17 protein-coding genes are annotated in these 20,777 nt (G+C 65.1%); 13 read left to right on the forward strand and 4 right to left on the reverse strand.

The window, feature by feature from the left end:
• Window positions 1–13: 13 nt before the first annotated feature.
• Window positions 14–514, forward strand: coding sequence for a Dps family protein (locus CEY05_RS01225; protein ID WP_088595581.1), 501 nt, complete (start codon window positions 14–16; stop codon window positions 512–514).
• Window positions 515–593: 79 nt separating this feature from the next.
• Here the strand turns inward: CEY05_RS01225 and CEY05_RS01230 are convergent, their stop codons facing one another.
• Window positions 594–1,190 (reverse strand): alpha/beta hydrolase, encoded by a 597-nt coding sequence (locus tag CEY05_RS01230; RefSeq protein WP_088595582.1) that lies wholly within the window; start codon window positions 1,188–1,190, stop codon window positions 594–596.
• 346 nt (window positions 1,191–1,536) lie between these two features.
• Here CEY05_RS01230 and CEY05_RS01235 point away from each other — a divergent pair, with 346 nt between their 5' ends.
• From CEY05_RS01235 to CEY05_RS01255, 5 genes are all read left to right on the forward strand, one after another.
• Window positions 1,537–2,658 carry a branched-chain amino acid ABC transporter substrate-binding protein gene (locus tag CEY05_RS01235; protein ID WP_088595583.1) on the forward strand — a complete coding sequence of 374 codons (1,122 nt, stop codon included), beginning with the start codon at window positions 1,537–1,539 and terminating at the stop codon, window positions 2,656–2,658.
• A 92-nt stretch (window positions 2,659–2,750) separates the two neighbouring features.
• Entirely contained in the window at window positions 2,751–4,220 is a 1,470-nt protein-coding gene (locus CEY05_RS01240) for an AMP nucleosidase (RefSeq protein ID WP_088596171.1), read from the forward strand.
• A gap of 219 nt (window positions 4,221–4,439) precedes the next feature.
• Window positions 4,440–5,291, forward strand: coding sequence for a DUF2242 domain-containing protein (locus CEY05_RS01245; RefSeq protein ID WP_158219228.1), 852 nt, complete (start codon window positions 4,440–4,442; stop codon window positions 5,289–5,291).
• Window positions 5,292–5,394: 103 nt separating this feature from the next.
• A complete protein-coding gene (locus CEY05_RS01250) occupies window positions 5,395–6,357 on the forward strand; it encodes a hypothetical protein (protein WP_088595585.1) in 963 nt (320 codons plus the stop codon).
• A gap of 195 nt (window positions 6,358–6,552) precedes the next feature.
• Entirely contained in the window at window positions 6,553–7,089 is a 537-nt protein-coding gene (locus CEY05_RS01255; RefSeq protein WP_088595586.1) for a GAF domain-containing protein, read from the forward strand.
• Here CEY05_RS01255 and CEY05_RS01260 read toward each other — a convergent pair.
• Both CEY05_RS01260 and CEY05_RS01265 read right to left on the reverse strand, forming a co-directional pair.
• Entirely contained in the window at window positions 7,071–7,514 is a 444-nt protein-coding gene (locus tag CEY05_RS01260) for an aconitase X swivel domain-containing protein (RefSeq protein WP_088595587.1), read from the reverse strand. The two genes, CEY05_RS01255 and CEY05_RS01260, sit on opposite strands and share 19 nt — an antisense overlap.
• Window positions 7,504–8,757: an aconitase X catalytic domain-containing protein gene (locus CEY05_RS01265; protein WP_088595588.1), complete on the reverse strand. Its 1,254-nt coding sequence runs from the start codon at window positions 8,755–8,757 to the stop codon at window positions 7,504–7,506. The genes CEY05_RS01260 and CEY05_RS01265 overlap by 11 nt, the downstream gene beginning before the upstream one ends.
• Window positions 8,758–9,186: 429 nt before the next feature.
• On the opposite strand from CEY05_RS01265, the gene CEY05_RS01270 reads away from it, so the two are divergent.
• The 7 genes from CEY05_RS01270 (at window position 9,187) to CEY05_RS01300 (ending at window position 18,256) form a co-directional block, all read left to right on the forward strand.
• Window positions 9,187–9,855: an N-acetylmuramoyl-L-alanine amidase gene (locus CEY05_RS01270; RefSeq protein WP_088596172.1), complete on the forward strand. Its 669-nt coding sequence runs from the start codon at window positions 9,187–9,189 to the stop codon at window positions 9,853–9,855.
• A gap of 8 nt (window positions 9,856–9,863) precedes the next feature.
• Window positions 9,864–10,259 carry a lysozyme inhibitor LprI family protein gene (locus CEY05_RS01275; RefSeq protein ID WP_088596173.1) on the forward strand — a complete coding sequence of 132 codons (396 nt, stop codon included), beginning with the start codon at window positions 9,864–9,866 and terminating at the stop codon, window positions 10,257–10,259.
• Between the two features lie 154 nt (window positions 10,260–10,413).
• Window positions 10,414–11,292 (forward strand): LysR family transcriptional regulator, encoded by an 879-nt coding sequence (locus CEY05_RS01280; protein WP_088595589.1) that lies wholly within the window; start codon window positions 10,414–10,416, stop codon window positions 11,290–11,292.
• 129 nt (window positions 11,293–11,421) lie between these two features.
• A complete protein-coding gene (locus CEY05_RS01285; RefSeq protein ID WP_088595590.1) occupies window positions 11,422–12,537 on the forward strand; it encodes a nitronate monooxygenase family protein in 1,116 nt (371 codons plus the stop codon).
• A gap of 362 nt (window positions 12,538–12,899) precedes the next feature.
• Window positions 12,900–14,531, forward strand: coding sequence for a methyl-accepting chemotaxis protein (locus CEY05_RS01290; RefSeq protein ID WP_088595591.1), 1,632 nt, complete (start codon window positions 12,900–12,902; stop codon window positions 14,529–14,531).
• A gap of 3 nt (window positions 14,532–14,534) precedes the next feature.
• On the forward strand, window positions 14,535–16,682 hold the full coding sequence (locus CEY05_RS01295) for a bifunctional diguanylate cyclase/phosphodiesterase (protein ID WP_088595592.1): 2,148 nt from the start codon (window positions 14,535–14,537) through the stop codon (window positions 16,680–16,682).
• 95 nt (window positions 16,683–16,777) lie between these two features.
• Window positions 16,778–18,256: a SulP family inorganic anion transporter gene (locus CEY05_RS01300; RefSeq protein WP_088595593.1), complete on the forward strand. Its 1,479-nt coding sequence runs from the start codon at window positions 16,778–16,780 to the stop codon at window positions 18,254–18,256.
• Here the strand turns inward: CEY05_RS01300 and CEY05_RS01305 are convergent.
• Entirely contained in the window at window positions 18,253–20,763 is a 2,511-nt protein-coding gene (locus tag CEY05_RS01305; protein ID WP_233161297.1) for a DNA polymerase II, read from the reverse strand. The two genes, CEY05_RS01300 and CEY05_RS01305, sit on opposite strands and share 4 nt — an antisense overlap.
• Window positions 20,764–20,777: the final 14 nt, after the last annotated feature.

Below are 20,777 nucleotides of genomic sequence, written 5' to 3' on the forward strand. Positions count from 1 at the left end.
ACGAGGGTCATACATGGCTAAGGTTTCCAAGAACACTGCGGGTGCAATGCGGATCAATATCGGCATTTCCGACAAGGACCGCGCGGCGATTACCGCCGAATTGTCCAAGCTGCTGGCTGACTCGTACACCTTGTACCTGATGACGCACAACTTTCACTGGAACGTGACGGGGCCGCTGTTCAATACGCTGCACACCATGTTCATGACGCAATACACGGAAGAGTGGAATGCGCTGGACAGCATCGCCGAACGTATCCGCGCGCTGGGTCACCATGCGCCGGGCACGTATCGCGAATACGCCAAGCTGTCGTCCATTGCCGAGCCGACCTCGGTGCCCGATGCAATGGAAATGGTGCGCTTGCTGGTAAGGGGCAATGAGTCGGTCGCGAAGACGGCACGTGCTGCCTTCGAGAAGGCCGACGGCGCCAACGACCAGCCCAGCGCCGATCTGCTGACCCAGCGCCTGGACGTCCACGAAAAGAACGCCTGGATGCTGCGCAGCTTGTTGGAATAACTGCTGCGGCCAAAGGGGCGATAGCCCAGGAAGGGGGCGATGGGGGTCCCCCCATCATCTAAACATCCCTCTTTTCTTCTCAAGAAGGCGCGTAGCCCGCCACCGGGGCGATGCGCCGTGCCGGCGGCTGGATCCGCCATACGGCCCGCCGCCGCAGCGCCCCGTACAGTTTCAACCCCTGCGGCCAGGCATCCAGGCCGCTTTCGGCGTTGATATGGCCGGCGCCTTCCAACACCACCAGCCGGCTGCCCCAATCCTCGGCAAATTCCCGCGCCCGCGGAAGCGCGCAACAGGGATCGTCATCGCTCGCCACCACCACGCTTTGAAAACCCAAGGGCCGTCGCGGCACCGGCGCGAAGCGCGCCAGATCGTCATGCACGCCCGGCCTTTCGATATCCGCCGGCGCCACCAGCAGCGCACCGGCGATCCTGGCCCTTAACGGAACGGGCAGGGCGGCCACCGCGACGCAGCCCAGGCTGTGCGCGATCAGCAACGCCGGCCAGCGCGCGCCTTCGATGGTCGCCGCCAGCGTCGAAATCCAGGCATGAGGGTCAGGGTGTTCCCAGTTCTGCTGCGGCACGCGCACAGCGTGCGGCAGGCTTTGCTCCCACAGCGTTTGCCAGTGGCCGGGGCCGGAATTTTTCCATCCGGGAACGATGATCGGTTGGAATCGCATGGTCAGGATGATGCGCGCCCGCCTAACCAACGCAAAAGAATAAATGGTCGATTGTTTATGTCGCTGATGGAATAAAGCATATGTCATCGTTGATCGACTTCGTGCGTGGCTATGCAATATGGCCGCTTCCTTTTCGAGCCGGCAACGGCATGGCCGCAGCGGCCGTCCGTCCGTCGAAATAGGGCGTTACAACTTGGACGGCGAATTTGCCAAAGATCAAAGCGCCGCGCCGGTCGCGAGTTTTCGTTCAGGTATTCTGTTTTTCCTGTCCGCGAATGGCGGCCAGGCGCGCGGGCCACGAGCCGGCGTGCGGTCTTGCAATGAAAAATCAGCACGGAGACAAACAATGAAACCTTGGCGCAAACTTGCCCCGGCCCTGGGCATTTCGACGGGCTTGCTGATCGGCGGCACCGCGGCGGCGCAAGACACGCTGCGCATCGCAGTCGTCGGTCCCACCACGGGCCCGGTCACGCAGTATGGCGACATGGTGCGTGAAGGCGTCGACACTGCGGTGGAACGCATCAACGCCGCCGGCGGTGTCCTCGGTCGGCAGATCGAAACCGTCAAGGTCGACGACGCCTGTGAACCGAAGCAGGGGCCGGTCGCGGCCAATCGGGTCATCAACGACAAAATCCATTTCGTGGTCGGCCCGGTCTGTTCGGGCGCGTCGATCGCGGCCGCATCGGTCTATAACGACGAAGGCATCGTCATGGTGACGCCGTCGGCCACCGCGCCGGCGCTGACCGACCGCAAGAATTTCGATTTCATTTTCCGCACCATCGGGCGTGATGACCAGCAAGGGCCGGCCGCGGCGCGCTACATCATCGACCGGATCAAGCCGTCCAAAGTGGCCGTCCTGCATGACAAGCAGTCTTATGGGCAGGGCATCGCTACCGCGGTGAAAGCCGGGCTGGACGAGGCCAAGATCCCGGTGGTGCTGTTTGAAGGGCTCAACGCCGGCGACAGCGATTATTCCGCCGTGATCACCAAGCTGAAGTCCGCTGGCGTCGATTTCGTCTATTTCGGCGGCTACCATCCGGAAATGGGACTGTTGCTGCGCCAGGCCGCCGAGCAGGGCTTGAAAGCCCGGTTCATGGGTCCCGAGGGCGTGGGTAATCCGGACATCAATGCCATCGCGGGCAACGCGGTGGAGGGGATGTTGCTGACGCTGCCGGCGGATTTTGCCCACAATCCCGCCAATGCCGCGGTGGTGAAAGCCTTCGCCGACAAGAAGCGCGACGGCAGCGGCGCATTCCAGTTGCCTGCCTATGCGGCAGTGCAGGTCATCACCGAAGCGATCAAGGGTGCCAATTCCACCGATCCGGCCAAGGTGGCGGCGTATATGCACGCGCATAGCTTCGATACCCCCATCGGCAAGGTGGCGTGGAACAAGCAGGGCGACCTGACCGACTTCTCCTTCGATATTTACGCCTGGCACAAGGACGGCAGCAAGACGGCGCAGAAGTAAGCGCGGCATAATGCCTACGGGTCATGCCGGCGCCGCCCAGCGGGTGGCGCCGGGCCCGTTCGTTCATCCATTCCAGCCGCGGCGTTTTCCCCATGGTCAGACCAGAATTCATGCCTTTTGAACCGTTCGACAGTGCCGAGGCGGCAGTCGAACGCCTGATCGCCATCTACGATCGCAATACTGCGTTCCTGCGCGAGGCCCTGGAGAGCATTACGAGCGGCGCAGTCATGCAGGGGCGCGTGCGCGCCTGCTATCCCTCGATTCGTATTGCGGTGCATACCTACGATTCCATCGATACGCGTCTGTCGTATGGCCACGTGGCGGAACCGGGGATATATCAAACCACGGTCACGCAGCCGGCGCTGTTCCGGCGCTATCTGCTGGAGCAGATCGGCCTGCTGCTGCAAAATCACCGCATGCCGGTGGAAATCGGCGAATCGAATGTGCCGATTCCCTTGCATTTCGCCTTTCCCGACGGCGCCTATATAGACGGCAGCAAGGTCGAGGCATTGAAGCGGCCGCTGCGGGATATTTTCGATGTGCCGGACCTGGCGATCACCGACGATGCCATCGTCAACGGCACCTGGCATGGGCGGGATAACGAGCCGCGCCCGCTGGGGCCGTTCACGGCGCCACGCATCGATTACTCGCTGCATCGCCTGCAGCACTACACAGCCAGCAAACCGGCGGATTTCCAGAATTTCGTGTTGTTCACGAATTACCAGTTCTATGTGGACGAGTTCTGCGCGCGGGCGCGCGCACTGCTGGCCGAGGGGGGCGGTGGGTACGAGGCGTTGGTGGAACCGGGCAATCGGGTGACGCTGCCGGGCCAGGATGCGGCAGAGACTGCGGGCGTGGCGCCGTGGCGCCTGCCGCAGATGCCGGCCTATCACTTGAAGCGGGCCGGCAATTCGGGCATCACGCTGGTGAATATCGGCGTGGGACCGTCGAATGCAAAGACCATCACCGACCATATTGCCGTCTTGCGGCCCCATGCGTGGCTGATGCTGGGTCATTGCGCGGGATTGCGGACGTCGCAGCGCCTGGGCGATTATGTGCTTGCGCATGGTTATGTGCGCGAGGACCACGTGCTGGATGCCGACTTGCCGACGTGGGTGCCGGTGCCGCCGCTGGCGGAGGTGCAGGTGGCCCTGGAGCAGGCGGTGGAGGAAGTGGCGGGGCTGTCCGGTTGGGAACTGAAGCGCATCATGCGCACGGGGACCGTGGCCACCATCGATAACCGGAACTGGGAGTTGCGGGACCATATGGAACCCGTGCAAAGGTTTGCGCAGTCGCGCGCGATCGCGCTGGATATGGAGTCGGCGACGATAGCCGCGAATGGCTTCCGCTTTCGTGTGCCGTACGGGACGCTTTTGTGCGTTTCCGATAAACCGCTGCATGGAGAATTGAAGCTGCCGGGGATGGCGACGGAATTCTACCGGCGCCAGGTTGGCCAGCATCTGCAGATCGGTATGCGGGCCTTGGAGCGCCTGCGCGAAATGCCGCCGGAGCGCCTGCATTCACGCAAACTGCGCAGTTTCATCGAGACAGCGTTCCAGTAGGGTCGCGTGGATGGCGCGAGTCATGGCGGACCTCATGCGAGGTCCGTTTTTTTTGCCGTGGAAGCGGGGGGTGCTAACTGGGGGGCAATTGTTGGGCTACATTTCTTGACGTTTTTGCAGACCTGGGCGCGGCAAAGCGTGCTTCATTAGATCTTTATTTGCCGGGTGTGCGGCCCAAACTTGGGGCGCGCGCGCCCGCGGTACAGGAGATCCATGTTTATGCTTACGGCAACCCCATATTGGCGCGGAGCCGCGCTGGCTTCCATCGGCGCGGCCTTGCTGTTGGCGGGATGTGCTTCTTCGGACAAGCCGAAGTACGCCGAAACGTTCAGCGACAAGGGGACCTACATGCGGGATTACGCCGTTCCGGGCAAGGATGCGTGCGAGGCGGCGCGGCGGGCCCTGCTCAGCCAGGGATATACGATCCAGAAGGCCAAGGATGATGGCGTCGATGCCATCAAGAATTTCCAGGAGCCGGATCAGAAACATACGCAACTGTCCTTGCACGTGGTGTGCGCGGCCGACGGCAAGGACGACAAGCACAGTACGGCTTTCGTCAACGCGGTGCAGGACCACTACATCATCAAGAAGAACAGTACTTCCGCCGGGGTGGGGCTGAGCGTCCTGGGATCCGTGTCCATGCCCTTCGGGGCTTCCGACGATTCGCTGGCCAAGATCGCCAGCGAAACCATCGATTCGCCGGATTTCTACGACAATTTCTTCGACTTGATGGCGCGCTATATGCCCAAGCCCGGCGACGACGCGGCTGCCAGCGCGGCGAAGGTGCAGGCAGCGAAGGATCAGGCGGCCAAGGATCAGGCAGCGAAGGATCAGGCAGCGAAGGATCAGGCAGCCAAGGATCAGGCAGCCAAGGATCAGGCAGCCAAGGATCAAGCAGCGAAGGATCAAGCAGCGAAGGATCAAGCAGCGAAGGATCAGGCAGCGAAGGATCAAGCAGCGAAGGATCAGGCCGCCAAGGACCAGGCCGCCAAGGACCAGCCGAACCCAGGTAGCGGCTCGGAGCCTCCGGCCGACGCGGGATCGCCCCCCCCGACACCGGCCACACCTTGAACGCGCCCGGCGCCCGGCTTCGATCCCGTCGCCTGCATCCCGGGCAAGAACCACGGAGGGTCGTACACTTACGCCCTTTATTGAGTCTGCCCGGCCGTTTTTCATGTCTATTACTATCAACGAAGAGTTGCGCGCGTACATCGACCCTCTGACGGAGGACGAGTACGCGGCGCTGGAACGCAGTCTGCTGGCGGAAGGATGCCGCGACGCCCTGGTCCTGTGGGGCGACGTGCTGGTGGACGGACACAATCGCTATGCGATCTGCCAAAAGCACGGCATCCCCTTCAATACCGTGCAAAACGCCCGCTTCCAAAGCCTGGAAGACGTTCATCTGTGGATGATCGACAACCAGCTCGGACGCCGCAGCGTTTCGGATTTCCAACGCGGCTTGATGGCCCTGCGCAAGAAGGAAATCATGGCCTTGCGGCGGGTGCGCGCCCAGGCCCGCCGGGCGGCGGAAGCCGAAGGCGGCGATGGCGCATCCGCGCCAGCCCCGCAGCAGCAGGAGGGTGACGCGCCGTTCGACGACCACGCTGGCCAGGTCGCGCCGACAGCGCAAGACACCCATTCCGGTGCGGATGGTGCCGCAACCGCTGCCGGCGCCATGTCCGAGCAAGAGGACCCCGCGGCCGGCAATGAGCCGCCCTGGGACAGGCAGACCGTCGCCCGCGTCGCTCGCGTCACCCCCGCGACGCTGACCCAGATCGAGAAGATCCAGAAGACCGCCGCGCCGGAATTGGTGGACGCCATCAAATCGGGCGTGATCTCGATCAATGCGGCCGCCGCCGTAGCGTCGTTGCCGGCTCCCGACCAGGTCGCCGCTGTCGCCGGCGGCAAGAAGGAATTGCGCGCCGCCGCGCGTCAGGTCAGGGAAGCGCGCGCGCCCGCCAAACCGCCCAGGCCCGACCTGCCGGAGCCGCCCGCCGATGCGACCCCCGAGCAACTGCAAATCCATCAACTCATGCGCGAAATCGCCGACCTGAAGGACGAGCGCGACCAGTTGAAGAAGAAAATCCAGCAGATGACGATTGCCCTGGCACAGGCGCGAGGCGAGGGCGGCGATTGAAGCAAGTCATGAATGATGTAACTATCGGAAACAATGCGCTTGGCTGTCGATAGGGCTGCGTTATATGCTCGCTGGACTCGGGCACGCTGATTGCTGAAACGGACGCTGGCTTTGCGGCTGCGTCCCGTCGGGGCGTTACATTGTTTTGGCGGATTTCCGCCAGCCGGTCGAGATACTAGGGGCGAGGGGTAGGCCATGGACGAAATGAATGATGCCGCAACGGTCAACCTGGCGCCGCCACGGCCGATGCTATTGCTCAATGAAGCGTGCGCCGCCGCACGTCGCTGCGAGACCGACGCCGTGTGCCATGCCGTTGACAAAGCCTTGGGCGAACTGGTCGGCCACAAGCTTCTCGCCGTTTACTACGTCGCGCCGGAAGCCCACGAGATCGTCGGCATGTACAGCAGCCGCCCTGACGCCTATCCCGTCGGCAGTCCGCACCCCGTCTGCACGCCGGCCTGGAACGACCTGGTGATCAGCCGTGGCCAGCCCTTCATCGGTTGCGACATGGACGATCTGCGTTGGGCTTATGACGACGCCGATTACTTCAACAGCCTGGGCTGCGCTTCGGTGCTCAATGTGCCTGTCGTCGTCAAAGGCGAAACCGTGGGCATGGTAAGCCTGATGCACGATGCCGGCTGGTATCGCGACGAACACGTCCAACTGGCCATGCCCTTCGCTTACCTGCTGGCGCCGGCATTCGCCGCGGCGCGTCAGCTGGTGGAAGCGTAGACCTGGCCCGATGCTTCGTCCGCTTGCACGCGCAAGCGCGTGCCGGCTGGCAGGGCAGCCAGACGCGTCCAGGTGGCGGCATCGACCACGACGATGGGCACGTGGACGTCGTACAGTTCCGACGCCACGATGCAACCCAAGGCCACGATCAGGTCGCGTTCCAGCATGACGATGGCCGCAGGGCCCGTGCCGTTGCGGATGGCCTCGGCCAGGACACTGCTGCTGCTGCTTGAACCCTTGGCCCGCGCCATCAGCAACGTGGTGCCGGCCAGGCCGATGCCGGATTGCGGATGGCGCGCTTCGATGATGCGGCCCGCTTCGGCGTCGTAGCCGCCCCAGAAACTTAGCGCTTCATCCAACAGGCATAGCGGCCCGTCGCCCTTGCCGGGCACCACGCTGTCGGCGTCCCAGGAATCATTGCCCATCGAATGCCACCTTGCCCAAGCGGGCCGAACGGACGCAGTCGTGCAGGCTGCCGTAGGCTACCTGCACGCCGATATTGGCCGGTGCGTAATGGGCCCATTTGCCCGAGTTGGTCATCACCACACCACGGGTGTCCCGCATGATGGGTGTCAGATACGTACAGGTGTCGGTGACGAACTCCACGCCGGCCTGGCGCAGGCGCGCCGCGGCGCCGCTGGCTTCCAGTTCCCACAGAATGTAGCGGCTGGTGTTGACGTAGAAATCCACCGCCAGGGGAGCAGGCTGCCGCGCGAGCAGGGCTTCCAGGCGGGCACATTCCTCCAGGGAAAAATGCGGGGTGCCGACGCTCACCGCGGCTAGCGCATCGCCGGGGCGAGCCTGGTTCAGGCTGTCGCGCATCGTGCGCAGGTCGCCCGCGGTCACCGCCATGGTCTGGCTGGGCTGGCGGCCGCCGCAGGCCACTTCCAGGGTGGGGGCTTCCGGCGTCAGGCCGACCGCATGGAACAGGGCGATGGCGCCGCTGGACGCAGCCGCCGCGCCCAGGGCCTTGAGTTCGTCTTCGCGGGTATCGGCGGGCAAGCCGACGATGACCGGGATGCTGGCGCCCGCGTGGCGTCCCACCCACAGGCCCAAGGCAGCGTACCAGATGTCGCGCCCGTCGGGGTCGCTGGGGAAATCGGCCACGCGGAACAGGTATCGGCCCAGCCGGTTCTCCGGTAGATGCAGGCCGCAGTAGGGCGCACGCCCGGTCAGGGCGGCACACAGATCGATGAAGTCGCCATAACGGTTGGTGCGCGCGCCCAGCACCGAATTGGCGAAGACGATGGCGTTGGATTCCGCCCAGGCGATCTGTTGTCCAAGGCGCGGGCGGTGCTTGAGCTGATAGGGCGCGCAGGTGAATGTCGACTCGCAACCCAGTTCCAGGTGCGCCTGCATCAGGCGCTCGGCATCCCGGCGCAGCGCTGCGCCGCCGCGGAACAGTTCAGGATGGATCAGGTCCACCGAGCCGACGTTCAAGGTGGTGGGAACCACCACTTTGCCGCCGCCCGCCACCAGCCGTTCGACGAAATCCAGGCTGGTCTGGCCGTGGTACAGACAGCCATCGATATGGGCGCTTTCGATATCGACCAGGCGCTCGGCGCCCATGACGTCGGCGCAGCGCACCAGGATGCGCATGGCCAGCGCGGCGGCCGGGCCGTGGTGGCCATCCAGCATATGCCGGTCGTTAGGGGATAGGGCGATCAAGCGGTAAGCCTCCGGTTGGTGGGAGTGCGTGATCGACGGATTTTACCGAGGGTTGGGGGGCTGGCGTCATAAAACCGTCAATCGCAAATTCGACCGAGATTGTGCCGGCGGCGACATTTTTGCTGTTTCGACGGTCCAACACGTTAAAGATGTGGCGCCTGGGCGACGCGGCGCGTATAACATTTGCCTGCATGACAGGTAACGACGGATTACACAAGAACGATCTTGGCGACGTAGGTGGCAGGCAGTTCGAGACACCGGCGGTGCGCGTGCAACCTGGTCAGGTTTCATCCCCGAATTTAAAAAATAGGACGGCTCGCGCGCTGGCGCGGCCGAAGTGATGCAGTGATATTTCGAGAAGGGGCGGCCGGTGGCCGCGCAAGCAAGCCGGCCCGGCATGGCGCCGCGGCGATACGGTTGGCCGTGGCCATGATGGTGGGCGCCGCTGCCGCCACGCTTAGCACGGTGGCAGGCGCCGCCTACATCGTCGTCGATACCGGGCACACGCCGCAGCATCCGGGCGCCACCAGCGCCAGCGGCCGCGCCGAGTACGCCTACAACCTGGATTTGAGCGGCGCGGTGGCGCACGACCTGATGGCCCTGGACGACCGGGTGACGCGCATCGCCGTCAACGGCAAGGAGATCGCCCTCAAGGACCGGACCGCGCAGGCGCCGGATGCGGATTTCTTCATCTCCATCCACCACGATTCCATCCAGCAGGCGTGGATCGATGCCGGGCGCCGAAGCGAGTTCGCCGGTTTTTCGATCTTCGTGTCGCAGCTGAATCCGCACTACGAGCGCAGCCTGGCGTGCGCCCGGGCGATCGGGGAGGGCTTGCTGGCCGCGGGGGAGAAGCCTTCGCTGTATCACGCCACGCCGACGCAGGGCGAAAACCGGCCGCTGCTCGATCAGCGCCTGGGAATACATCGCTTCGATGACCTGGTGGTGTTGAAGACCGCATCCATGCCCGCGGTGTTGGTGGAGGCGGGCGTGATCGTCAATCCGGACGAGGAGAAGCGGCTGAGCGACCCGCAGACCATTACCACTCTGGCCAATGCCATCGCGCAGGCGGTGCATGAGTGCAATGAGAAGCCGTGAGCAATGAGATGAGAAAACCGGCCCTGTGCCTGGTGTTCGTTTTGGGCGCCGTTGCCGCGGCCGTGGCGACCGATGCGCAGGCGGCCGGCTGTGCCAAGCCGCGCAGTGCGTTCGACCAGGTGTATTGCGCGGGCAATATGTTCTCGCAGACGGACCATGACTTGACTACCGTTTATGCCGATCTGCTCAAGCAGCTGCGGCCGGGGCAGCAGGACGTGCTGAAGAAAGGGCAGGTGGCGTGGGTCAGGACGCGGGACGATCAGTGCAGCCTGGCAAAGCCGAATGGCTACTACGTGAACCTGGATTGCGCCGTGGACCTGACGCAGCAACGGCTGAATTTCCTGAGGGAAATGGAGCGGGAGTGCAAGAGCACGGGCTGCGACAGCGGGAAATTGGCCAAGTAAGTCCGGCCCGCCGGTCTCCGGGGCCCAGGCCCAGGCCCCGGGCCCACCCCGGGGGCTCCACCCAGGGGGCGACGCCGGGTTCTAATCTTGAAATCAGATAAAAATCCGAATATAGTTCTCTCCAAGAGATTCATAGCTTAAGGGGAGGACTGTCGTGGAGATTGCCGAACTCGAAATTTTCCGGGCCGTCGCCCTTGAGCAAAGCGTGACGCGCGCGGCGCAGCGGCTGGGGCGCGTGCAGTCCAACGTGACGACCCGTCTGCGCCAACTGGAAGAAAGCCTGGGCGTAAGCCTGTTCCGCCGCGACAACAAGCGGATGACCCTGACCGCCGAAGGCCAGCGCATGCTGGACTATGCCGCGCGCCTGCTGGCCTTGGCGGAAGAGGCCCGGCAGGCAGTGCGCAGCGGCGCTCCCAGTGGCCACTTCCGGCTGGGTTCGATGGAGGCCGCCGCGGCCAGCCGCCTGCCCGGTCCCCTGGCACGCTTCCACGCCCAGTGGCCGCAGGTGACCGTGGACATCCAGACCGGCACCACGCAAGCCCTGGCCGACGCGGTGGCCGCATCCCGCCTGGACTGCGCCATCGTCGCCCATCCCTTCGATGGACCCCAACAGGACGCCGATCTGCGCGAACTGGGCGAAGGCCTGGAAGGCCGCTATCTATTTACCGAAGACCTGATGCTGGTGACGCCGCCCGGTCATCCCGAGCCCGCGACGGCGGTGGATCTGCCGGTGCGCCGCCTGGCCGCGTTCCCGCATGGCTGCACCTATCGCAAATGCGCCCTGCAATGGCTGCGGGAGCAGGGCAGCGATCCCGCGCAGTGGACACTGCTGGACCTGACTTCCTACGATTCCATCCTGGCCTGCGTGATGGCCGGCACCGCCGTCGCGGTCTTGCCGCAATCGATGATAGACATGCGGCGAGCGCCGGCGGGGGCTGGCCTCATGCCCTTGCGCCCGGTCCATAGCTACCTGATACGCCGTGCGGGATTCGACACGGCTGCCCTGCGCGAATTCACCACCGTCCTGTCGTGATGGACGATCGCGCCGCGGCCGCGCGAATCGCAGCGACCCATGGCCTGTGACCCATTCACCATCACCCTCAACCTCCAGCTGCACTCCCGACCGTTCCAGCCAGGAATTCCCCGTTCCAAGGAGACCATCATGTCCCAGTCCTCATCCTCCGCGCCGGCCGCCGGTGCTTCCCTGGCTACCCGACTCGGGTTGACCGCCCCCATCATCCAGGCGCCCATGGCGGGCACCAGCACGCCGGCCCTGGCCGCGGCGGTCAGCAATGCCGGTGGCCTGGGCTCCCTGGGCCTGGGCGCGATGAACGCCACGGCGGCGCAGGCCGCCATCGCGCAGACCCGGGCGCTGACGACCCGGCCCTTCGGCGTGAACGTGTTCTGCCACACGCCCGCGCAAGCCGACGCGGATGCGGAAGCTGCCTGGTTGCGTTATCTGGCGCCGGAATTCGAGCGCTTTGGCGCCAAGCCGCCCGTGGCCTTGAAGGAGATCTACACCAGCTACGTGGTCGACACCGACATGCAAGCCTTGCTGCTGCGCGAAAAACCGGCCGTGGTGAGCTTCCATTTCGGCCTGCCGGCGCAGGAACACATCGACGCCTTGCGCGCCGCCGGCATCCTGCTGATGGCGACGGCGACCAATCTGGACGAGGCGCGGCAGATCGAAGCGGCGGGCATCGACGCCATCGTGGCGCAGGGCATCGAAGCGGGCGGCCATCGCGGCTTCTTCGATCCGCGTGCGCACGACGACAAGCTGGGCACGCTGGCCCTGGTGCGTCTGCTGGTCACGCAGACGCGCCTGCCCGTGGTGGCGGCGGGCGGCATCATGGACGGTGCCGGCGTGGCCGCGGTGCTGGCGCTTGGCGCGCAACTGGCGCAACTGGGCACCGCTTTCGTGACCTGCCCGGAATCGGCCGCCGATGCCGCGTACCGGCAGAACCTGCTGGGACATGAACAGGTGAGCACCGCGCATACGCTAGCCATTTCCGGCCGCCAAGCGCGCGGCGTGCGCAACCGGCTGATGGCCCTGGGCGTGGCCGAAGGCGCGCCGCCCGCGCCTGACTATCCCATTGCCTACGACGCCGGCAAGGCGCTGCACGCGGCGGCCAAGGCGCAGGGCGACAACACCTATGGCGCGCATTGGGCCGGCCAGGCCGCGCCGTTGGCGCGCGCGCTGCCCGCCGCCGAATTGGTGGCGCGGTTACAGGCCGAACGGAAGGCGGCAATCGAGGCCCTGTTCGATGAACAGAATTGAAAAGCATGGCCGGTTCGCCGGATCGACACGACACAGGAGGACGCTGAACGCCCCGAAAGGCGCATGGCGCTGTCTTGCAAGCAAATCAATCCCTTGAATTAAGGCGTATTTTGCCCAGTCGGAGCTTCTAAACTAAGCAACCCTTATATTCCGCGCCGCAGCATCAAAAATCCTTTATTACGTGCGTTGCCAGCCCTAAAGACCTTTTGGAAAACGACGTAAAAGAGGCTGTAAGAAAGCGGTGCTTCAACACTCGATTTCTTGGGGCGTCCGGCACAACCGGGCGCCCGGGTTCATCCCGCGGCTCACCTCTGCCGTACCTCGCTGCATAGCAGTAATCAAGACTAGGACAAGAAATCGTCATGCTGAAGAATATGAGAATCGGCGCCCGCCTGGCGCTTGGGTTTGGTATCGTGCTGGCCTTGGCCATCCTCATCACAGGCATCAGCCTGTGGCGCCTGAGCACGGTGGCCGCCGCCACGCGCGCCATGATGGAACTGCCCCTCGCCAAGGAGCGCATGACCAACGACTGGGCCAATTACGTGCTGGTCGGCATCACCCGCACCACCGCCATCGCCAAGAGCAGCGATCCCACCCTGGCAGGTTTCCTGGCCAGCGGTGCCACCGAAGGCACGCGCGCCTCGCTGGAGATCATGAAGAAACTGGAGCCGCTGATCCAGGACACCGACGAAAAAGCGGTCTACCAGAAGATCATGGACACGCGGGGCGGCTACGTCGCCGCCCGGGACGCGATCATGAAGTTCAAGGGCGAGGGCAAGGCCGACGAAGCGGACAAGATTTTCCTGTCGACCTTCCAACCCGCGTCGGTCAACTACAGCAAGCTGCTGGCCGAATTCGTCGAGGTGCAGCGCAAGCGTCTCGACACGGATGCGGCCCACATCCAGGAGATCGACCACGACAGCCGTCAACAGCTGATCATCCTGGCGATCCTGGCAACGGCCTTCGGCGCCCTGTGCGCCTGGGTCCTGACGCGCGGCATCACGCAACCCTTGGCCAAGGCACTGACCGCCGCCCGCCGGGTGGCCGATGGTGACCTGGGCAGCGAGATCACGGTCCATGGCCGCGACGAGACCGGTCAACTGCTGGAGGCCTTGCAGGCCATGAACGGCAATCTGCGCAATATCGTCGGCCAGGTACGCGGCGGCACGGATTCCATCGCCACGGCCGCTCGCGAAATCGCGGCAGGCAACCTGGACCTGTCCTCGCGCACCGAAGAGCAGGCCAGCTCGCTGAGCGAGACCGCCGCCACCATGGAACAGATGACCGTCACGGTCAAGCAGAACGCGGACAACGCCCGCCAGGCCAATCAATTGGCCGTGTCGGCGTCGGAAGTGGCCAGCCGCGGCGGCGCCGTGGTGTCGCAAGTGGTGGGCACCATGACGTCGATCAACGAATCATCACGCCGCATCGTCGACATCATCGGCGTGATCGACGGCATCGCTTTCCAGACCAACATCCTGGCGCTGAACGCGGCGGTGGAAGCCGCCCGCGCCGGCGAACAGGGCCGCGGCTTCGCCGTGGTCGCCAGCGAAGTGCGCAGCCTGGCGCAGCGCTCGGCCACCGCCGCCAAGGACATCAAGCAACTGATCAGCGATTCGGTGGCCAAGGTCGACAGCGGTTCGCAACTGGTCAGCCAGGCCGGCGCCACCATGGACGAGATCGTCGAAAGCGTGAAGCGGGTCACCGACATCATGGGCGAGATCAGCGCGGCCACGCACGAGCAGACCGGCAGTATCGAGCAGATCAACCTGGCCATCGCGCAGATGGAGCAGGTGACGCAGCAGAACGCCGCGCTGGTGGAAGAAGCCGCGGCCGCGTCGGGCGCCATGCAGGACCAGACCTCGACGCTGGCGCAACTGGTCAGCGTGTTCCGCCTGGCGCAGGGCAGCGCCGAGCAAGCGGTCGCAAGGCTGCAGGCAAACGCGCAGGCCGGCACGCACGAGGCGGGCGGCTACGTGGCCTTGCCCGCATAAATCGTGGATTCGTTGCAAGAACTGGAGGCCCTGCGTGTCCACGTCGGGCATCTGCAGGGCCGCTTCGACCTGGTCGTCCAGGCCAGCAGCGACGCGCTGTGGGACCTGGAAATCGGCGACCTGGACATCGACGATCCCGGCTGTCCGTGCTGGCTGTCCGACCAGTTTCGCCGGATGCTGGGCTACGAGTCCGTGGATGAGTTGCCGAATCTGCTGAGCAGCTGGTCGTCGCGCCTGCATGCGGACGACCGCGCCCGTACGCTGAATGCCTTCACGGCGCACATCGTCGACCGCAGTGGCCAGACGCCCTACGACGTGACGTACCGGCTGCGTTGCCGCGATGGCAGTTATCGCTGGATGCGCGCGCTCGGCCGCACGCAGCGCGCACCCGATGGCAGGGCGGTGCGCGTGGCCGGCGCCATGACCGACATCACCGACAGCATGGTGCTGCTGGATCTCAAGCGTTATGCGGAAGACATCGCCGCGCGTTACCGGGACCAGGCGTCGCTGCTGGACAAGACCACTGACGCCATCGTCGTGCGGGGGCTGGACGGGCGTATCCAGTTCTGGAACAAGAGCGCCGAACGGATGTACGGCTGGACGCCGGAAGAGGCGATGGGGCGCATGGTGGCGGAGCTGATCTATGACGATCATGCGTTGCTCGACGACATCACCGGGCGCATCCTGACCCACGGCGAGTGGCGCGGCGAGATCCGCCACCGGCGCAAGGACGGCACCACCTTTCCCGTGGAAGGGCATTGGACGCTGGTGCTGGACGAGGCCGGCGAGCCCAAGTCCATCATGGTCATCAATTCCGACATCACCCAGCGCAAGGCGGCCGAGCACAAGATTCGCCTGCTGGCCATGTACGACTCGCTGACCGGCCTGCCCAATCGCACGCTGTGCATGGAAAGCCTGGGCCGCGCACTGGTCGAGGCGCGCATGAATGACGGCATGCTGGCGGTGCTGTTCATGGACCTGAATCGCTTCAAGGAAATCAACGACACGCGCGGGCACGGGGTGGGCGACCAGGTGCTGGTGCAGGTGGCGCGGCGCTTCCAGGCGGTGCTGCGCAAGGGCGAGATCCTGTCCCGCCTGGCCGGTGACGAATTCATCGTCGCCACGCCGGTGGACGATCGCGCGGCCGCGGCCGACCTGGCGGAGCGCCTGGAAGGGGCTTTGCTGGATCCGGTGGCGGCTGCCGATCACACCTTCATCATGCGGGTCAGCATAGGCATCGCCCTGCATCCGATGGACGGCACCACCATCGACGACCTGCTCAAGCGCGCGGACATTGCGATGTACCGGGCCAAGGACAGCGGCGTCGGCCATGTGTTCTACGAACCTGAAATGAGCGAGGGCCTGGCCGAGCGCATGGAGCTGGCCAAGGACCTGGCGCGGGCCTTGAACAACGGCGAATTGCAGCTTTATTACCAGCCCAAGGTGGATCTGGACAGCGGCGCCATGGTGGGCGCGGAGGCTTTGTTGCGCTGGTACGATCCGCGGCGCGGCTGGGTCAGTCCGGTGGATTTCATTCCCATCGCGGAAGCGCGCGGCATGATGGCGCCCCTGGGGCGCTGGGTCCTGCGCGAGGCTTGCCGGCAGATGAAGGCCTGGCAGGTGGCAGGACTGCATTTTTCCGGGCGGCTGGCGATCAACCTGGCCGCGCAGGAACTGGACGACGGCTCGCTGGCCAGCAATATCGTCGACATCGTGCAGGCGGCGGACCTGACGCCGGCGTCGTTCGAGCTGGAATTGACCGAAAGCGGCCTGATGGGCGATATCGAGCGCGCCATCGTGGTCATGGCGGCCTTGAAGGCGGCCGGGTTTGCCTTGTCCATCGATGACTTCGGTACGGGCTATTCGTCGCTGGCGTACCTGAAGCGCCTGCCGGTGGACAAGCTGAAGATCGATATCTCCTTCGTGCGCGACATGCTCAATGACCGCCACGACCGCACCATCGTCACCACCATCCTGGGCATGGCCCACAATATGGGACTGAGCGCCATTGCCGAGGGCGTGGAGCAGGCCGAGCAGGCCGAAGCGCTGCGTGCGCTGGGCTGCGACGAGGCGCAGGGCTATTACTACGGCAAGCCGCAACCGGCGTCGGTGTTCGCGCGCACGTGGCTGACCGCGCAGCCGCGCGGATAGCCACGGGGACCGAGCGAGCAGGTGCCTGTCATGGGGACCGGGGTAAACTGCGGGCGCCGCCGTTCCTGGCGCGCTTCGATTTCCCTTCCCCCCAAATGAATCTACGTACCTTGCGTGAAGAATGGCTCGGCAACGTCCGCGGCGATGTGTTGTCCGGCCTGGTGGTGGCCCTGGCCCTGATCCCTGAAGCCCTGGCGTTTGCCGTGATCGCGGGTGTCGATCCGCGGGTGGCGCTGTACGCCGCCTTCTGTATCGCGGTGGTGTCCGCCATCGCCGGGGGCCGCCCGGCCATGATTTCCGCCGCTACCGGCGCCGTGGCGTTGCTGGTCGTCGGACTGGTCAAGGACCATGGCGTGCAGTACCTGTTCGCCGCGGCCCTGCTGGCGGGCGTGCTGCAGATATTGGCGGGTTACCTGCGGCTGGGCGCGCTCATGCGCTTCGTGTCGCGCTCGGTGATCACGGGCTTCGTCAACGCCTTGGCGATCCTGATCTTCCTGGCGCAGTTGCAGGAATTCCATAACGCCCATTGGACCGTCTATGCGCTGGTGGCGGGCGGCCTGGCCATCATCTACCTGTTTCCACGCATCACCCGTGCGGTGCCGTCGCCGTTGGTCTGCATCGTCGTGCTGACCGTCCTGGCGGTGTGGCTGCACCTGCCGGCGCGCACCGTGGGCGATATGGGCGCATTCCCGGACAGCGTGCCGCATTTCGCGCTTCCGCTGGTGCCGTGGAATATGGACACGCTGCGCATCATCTTCCCGTATTCGCTGGCGATTGCCGTGGTGGGCCTGCTGGAGTCGCTGATGACCGCGGCCATCGTGGATGACTTCACCGATACCAATAGCGACAAGAACCGCGAGTGCCGCGGGCAGGGCATCGCCAATATCTGCGCCGGCCTGCTGGGCGGAATGCCGGGCTGCGCGATGATCGGCCAGTCCGTCATCAACGTGAAGTCAGGCGGGCGTGGGCGCCTGTCGACGTTCCTGGCGGGCTTGTTCCTGCTGATCCTGGTGGTGTTCCTGGGACCGTGGGTGCGGCAGATTCCGATGGCCGCGCTGGTGGCGGTGATGATCATGGTGTGTATCAGCACCTTCAGCTGGAAGTCCTTGGCGAACCTGCGCACCCATCCGCGCAGTTCGTCGGTGGTGATGCTGGCCACCGTCGTGGTGGTGGTCGCCACCGGCAACCTGGCCATCGGGGTCGGGGTGGGCGTGCTGCTGAGCGCCTTGTTCTTCGCGTCCAAGGTGCATCGGATGTTCGCGGTGCAGACGACCACGCTGGACGACGGGCGTGGGCGCCGCTATGCCGTGCGCGGCGAAGTGTTCTTCGCCACGTCGCAGGCGCTGGTGGCCGAGTTCGATTTCAAGGAGCCGATCGAGCGCGTGGTGCTGGACCTGGAGGAAGCGCATTTCTGGGACATCACCGCGGTCGACGCGCTTGACCGCGTGGTCCATAAGTTCCGCCGCCATGGCGTGGCGGTGGAAGTGCTGGGCTTGAACCACGCCAGCGCGACGATGGTCGAGAAGTTCGGCACGCATGACAAGGGCGGCGACGCGCCTGCCGTCGGGCACTAGAACAGCCCCAGCTGACCGTCCGTCAACTGGGAAAAATCATCGCCCACGAAGGCGAGGATGGCGTCGGCGATCGGTTGCAGCTGCTTGGTGACGTAGTGTTCGTAGTCGATGCCGGCCTGGCGGTTCTCCAGCGGCTCGGGTCCGGCCAGGGTCATGACGTAGCTGATCCAGCCGCCGTTCTGGTACTGCATGGGCCGCTGCTGGCGCTGGTTGTATTCGTCCGCGCTGCGGGCCGCGCGCACGTGCGGTGGCACGTTGCGTTCGTAGTGGTCGAGGCGGCGGCGCAGGCGCTTGCGATAGACCAGCAGTTCGTCCAGCTCGCCGGCGCGGGTGCGGCGCACGAAGTCACGGATGTAGTCGCGGTAAGGCTCGCGCCGGAAAATGCGCAGATAAAGTTCCTGCTGGAATTGGCGCGCCAGCGGCGACCAGTCCGTGCGTACGGATTCCAACCCCTTGAACACCACGTCTTCGCTGCCGTCGGCGCGCCGGACCAGGCCGGCGTAGCGCTTCTTGCTGCCTTCCTCGGCGCCGCGCACCGTGGGCATCAGGAAGCGCTGGAAATGGTTCTCGTATTGCAGCTCCAGCGCGCTTTGCAGGCCGTATTCCTGTTGCAGGTGCTGGCGCCACCACAGGTTGATGCCGGCCACCAGTTCGCGGCCTATGCGCGCGGCGTCTTCCTCGGCGCGCGCGCGGCCCAGCCACACGAAGGTGGAGTCGGTATCGCCATAAATGACGATGTGGCCTTGCGCCTCGATCAGTTCGCGCGTGCGCTGCATGATTTCATGGCCGCGTAGCGTAATGGACGAGGCCAGCCGCGCATCGAAGAAACGGCAGCCGGGCGAACCCAGCACGCCGTACAGGGAGTTCATGATGATCTTCAAGGCTTGCGACAGCGCCTTGTTGCCCGCGCGCTTGGCGGCATCGCGGCCGTCCCAGATACGGGCCACGATGGCCGGCAGGCTGTGCCGCGTCCGCGAAAAGCGCGCGCCGGCGAAGCCTGGGACGGAAGCGTCGTCGCCGGGCTGGCGCAGGCCTTCGATCAGCCCCACCGGATCGATCAGGAAGCTGCGGATGATGGACGGGTACAGGCTCTTGTAGTCCAGTACCAGTACCGATTCGTACAGGCCGGGACGGGAATCCATGACGAAACCGCCGGGACTGGCGTTGGGCGGCTGCGAACCCAGGCGGGGCGCGACGAAGCCGGTGCGATGCATCAGCGGCAGGTAAAGGTGTTCGAACGCCGCCACCGAGCCGCCGCTGCGGTCTGCGGCCAGCCCGGTGACCGTGGCGCGTTCGAGCAGGAAGGCCAGCAGTTCGGTCTTTTCGAAGATGCGCGTGACCAGTTCGCAGTCCTGCAGGTTGTAGCGGGCCAGGGCCTGCTTGTCCTGCGCGAACATGCGGTTGATCTCGTCCATGCGGTGGTAGGGATCGTCGATGGCCTTGCCGGTGCCCAGCACGGTTTGCGCCACGTATTCCAGGCTGAAGGACGGGAAGCTCCAGGTGGCGGAGCGCAGGGCTTCGATGCCGTCGATGATCAGCCGGCCCGGCGCCGCCGCGAAATAGTGCTGCGGCCGGGCGCCGTGCTCGCGCCATTCCATCACCGCGCCAGCGCGGCCCAGCCGCAGCGGTACGCCCAGGCGCTGGGAATGTTCGTGCAGGACACGCAGGTCGAACTGCACCACGTTCCAGCCGATCACGGCATCGGGGTCGTGGCGCGCCAGCCAGTCGTTGAGCCGGCGCAGCAGGGCGCCACGGTCGGTGCAGTATTCGAGATCGAAATCCCGGCCATCGGCGCCAGCGACCCGTTCGCTGCCGGCGGTCTGCGCCAGCATATAGACCTGGCGCTGGCCGCAGCCTTGCAGGCCTATGCAATACAGGTTGCCGCGCTGATCGGTTTCGATGTCCAGCGAGACCAGGCGCAGGATGGGGCGGTAGTCGGGATCGGGCTTCAGCGTGGCGTCCAGCAGGATGCCATCGGGGTCCGCGCGGCCGCTGAAACGCAGGGGCGCGGTGATGAAGCGTTCCATGAGATAGCGTTCGGGCGGGCGGATATCGGCTTCGTAGATGTCCACGCCCGCTTCGGTCAGGCGCTTCTCCAGGCGGGCCAGCTGGCGTTGCTGCTGGCAATACAGGCCCAGGACGGGGCGGTGCTTGAAGTCCTTGAGGGCCAGGGCACGCAGCTCGCCATTGGTTTCACCGCGCAGGATGGCTTCGGCCAGGCCGCGCTGGTCGGCCGGGATGAAGGCGACCGACGGTTGGACGGGCACCCGGATGCGCTGGGCGCCTGCGTCGGTGGCCAGCCAGAATTCGACCTCGGTACCCGAGGGGGTGTCGCGCCAATGGCGGGTCAGCAGGAAGCCCTGCCGGGTTGGCTGGGCGTCGGCTTGGGCAGCGTCAGGGGCCGGATGGCTGTCCGGGGCGGCCGGATGGCTATTCGGTGCTGCTGGAGCGGCCGGGCGGCTGGCCGGCATTTCCGGAGCGGCGGTCGGGGCGGATATACTGTTCATGGATACAGTATTTT

The organism is Achromobacter sp. HZ34, assembly GCF_002209485.1.
GTDB lineage: Bacteria > Pseudomonadota > Gammaproteobacteria > Burkholderiales > Burkholderiaceae_B > Bordetella_C.

Coding starts and splice junctions, on each gene's coding strand:
- CEY05_RS01290 (WP_088595591.1), top strand. CDS start 12,900: ATGCTGAAGAATATGAGAATCGGCGCCCGCCTGGCGCTTGGGTTTGGT.
- CEY05_RS01285 (WP_088595590.1), top strand. CDS start 11,422: ATGTCCCAGTCCTCATCCTCCGCGCCGGCCGCCGGTGCTTCCCTGGCT.
- CEY05_RS01240 (WP_088596171.1), top strand. CDS start 2,751: ATGGTCAGACCAGAATTCATGCCTTTTGAACCGTTCGACAGTGCCGAG.
- CEY05_RS01305 (WP_233161297.1), bottom strand. CDS start 20,763: ATGAACAGTATATCCGCCCCGACCGCCGCTCCGGAAATGCCGGCCAGC.
- CEY05_RS01225 (WP_088595581.1), top strand. CDS start 14: ATGGCTAAGGTTTCCAAGAACACTGCGGGTGCAATGCGGATCAATATC.
- CEY05_RS01245 (WP_158219228.1), top strand. CDS start 4,440: ATGCTTACGGCAACCCCATATTGGCGCGGAGCCGCGCTGGCTTCCATC.
- CEY05_RS01270 (WP_088596172.1), top strand. CDS start 9,187: ATGATGGTGGGCGCCGCTGCCGCCACGCTTAGCACGGTGGCAGGCGCC.
- CEY05_RS01250 (WP_088595585.1), top strand. CDS start 5,395: ATGTCTATTACTATCAACGAAGAGTTGCGCGCGTACATCGACCCTCTG.
- CEY05_RS01260 (WP_088595587.1), bottom strand. CDS start 7,514: ATGGGCAATGATTCCTGGGACGCCGACAGCGTGGTGCCCGGCAAGGGC.
- CEY05_RS01230 (WP_088595582.1), bottom strand. CDS start 1,190: ATGCGATTCCAACCGATCATCGTTCCCGGATGGAAAAATTCCGGCCCC.
- CEY05_RS01235 (WP_088595583.1), top strand. CDS start 1,537: ATGAAACCTTGGCGCAAACTTGCCCCGGCCCTGGGCATTTCGACGGGC.
- CEY05_RS01300 (WP_088595593.1), top strand. CDS start 16,778: ATGAATCTACGTACCTTGCGTGAAGAATGGCTCGGCAACGTCCGCGGC.
- CEY05_RS01255 (WP_088595586.1), top strand. CDS start 6,553: ATGGACGAAATGAATGATGCCGCAACGGTCAACCTGGCGCCGCCACGG.
- CEY05_RS01275 (WP_088596173.1), top strand. CDS start 9,864: ATGAGAAAACCGGCCCTGTGCCTGGTGTTCGTTTTGGGCGCCGTTGCC.